General features: G+C 55.0%; 1 protein-coding gene. It reads right to left on the bottom strand.

Annotation, left to right across the window (positions count from 1 at the left end; genetic code table 11):
* Positions 1-19 precede the first annotated feature (19 nt).
* Entirely contained in the window at positions 20-1462 is a 1443-nt protein-coding gene (locus tag NSB25_RS29000; protein WP_146040233.1) for an IS5 family transposase, read from the bottom strand.
* Between the last annotated feature and the right edge of the window lie 148 nt (positions 1463-1610).

Raw genomic sequence — 1610 nt, 5'->3', positions numbered from 1 at the left:
TAGTGTCTGCTGATTAAGTTCAGCTAAGCCACGCAAAACTTAATACAGCATATTTTGTGTCAAAAAATTGACATATCCGTAAAAGGGCAGAATGTATCCGCCTCTGAATCTTAAAGAGGTTCGTCACGAATACAGACAATGCGATTGTGGTCAGCTGGGTCTCTTCCAGCTTGGTCACGATAAGCCCCATGCCATAGCACCGTTTGCTCAGGCTGAAAACCCGTTCTACCTCTATCCTGTCTGTATTGTCCTGGTATTCCTGTTTCCTGGTTGTGGCGGAGACTATGGCGGCCGGCCTCCCCAGGCGGGGACCCGACAGGCGTATCCCATGTCCTTTGCAGTACCTGCGGTTGTCGCGCGTCCTGTATATCTGGTCTGCCAGGACCCTCTCCGGATAGTGCCCGGTACGCTTTTTGAAGCGTTCCACAGCCTCCTGCAGGGTGGCCCCCTCGTTATAAGGGTCAAAGGATATCCTCTCGATTCGTCCATACCCTTCCGTGTCCAGGCTCAGGTCGAATTTGGCACCGAACTCCACCGGGGCCGTGGCCTTGCCCCGGACTATGGGGCGCAGCCATGGCTGGCTGATGCTCACGATGCGGTCAGGGACGGAATGCACCTTATGATCGTACATGTACTTCTGCTGTCCGTACATCTTCAGTATGGTCAGGAACTTCGGGATGTCCTTCCTGTCCGGGACAAGGCCCTCCGACATGAACTGCTCCAGGTATCCGATGTCCCGGCGTACATATCCCAGCTGCTTACGGATCGCTGCCCGCACTTTCTTTGCCGTATGCTTCCTGCACTTCGCGAATGCCAGGTATGCTTTTCTGGCCTGCCTCCTGTAGCGCCTCGGCAGAGGCAGGCTGTAGTACCGGCAGAAGCGCCCTATCATCCCCTCAAGGAATTCCCTTGCCTCGTTGAGCAGGGAGATGTCCTGGGGATAGCGGATATGGGCCGGCGCACAGGTCGCATCGAGGGTCAGGGTCCCCTTGTTCCCCGGTTCCTTTTCCGGGCTCCCTCCTTCAGTGGAAGAACCTGATGAAGGCGGCCCTTTGCGGTCATCTTTCCGGGAAAGCACGGATTCGTTCGCCTCCATAACCATCTCCATGGTGATGCGCTTGCGGAACAGCACCAGCGTGCTGGCATCGAAAGGCGCCTCCTCCTGGTAGCCGGGCAGCCCATAGAAGCGTTGCAGGTACGGGTTCTCCGCAATCTGTTCCACCAGCTCCCTGTCAGAGTACTGGAACTTCGTCTGGATGATGAGTGCGCCCAGGGCCATGCGCAGGGGCTTCGCGACATTCCCCGTCCCGCTGGGGAACAGGCCAGCGTATTTGGTCTCGAACTCGTCCCATGGGATGCTGTCGGCCATCTTCACCCATCGGTTGTCCGGGTTCATATGCAGCCCCATGGGCTGGTTGAAGTCAAGGAAAGAATGCTGGGTTCTGTCGGTTGGTCTGTACATGGCTTTTTGCTCCATTCCGTGGTAGGATTTGGGGTAAAACTGCAAGGAAAATCGATGCCTGGATGCAGAACCCCTGTAGTTATTTTATCATAAATATGCTGAAAAGTCAGTAAAATCAATGGTTTACAGACTTAAAAAGCAGACACTA

It is taken from the genome of Acetatifactor muris (genome assembly GCF_024623325.1).
Lineage (GTDB): Bacteria > Bacillota > Clostridia > Lachnospirales > Lachnospiraceae > Acetatifactor > Acetatifactor muris.
This window is presented reverse-complemented; position numbering and strand designations above follow the sequence as displayed.

What these genes read in the sequence shown, in the direction of transcription:
- NSB25_RS29000 (WP_146040233.1), bottom strand. Translation starts at nt 1,462, where the DNA reads ATGTACAGACCAACCGACAGAACCCAGCATTCTTTCCTTGACTTCAAC.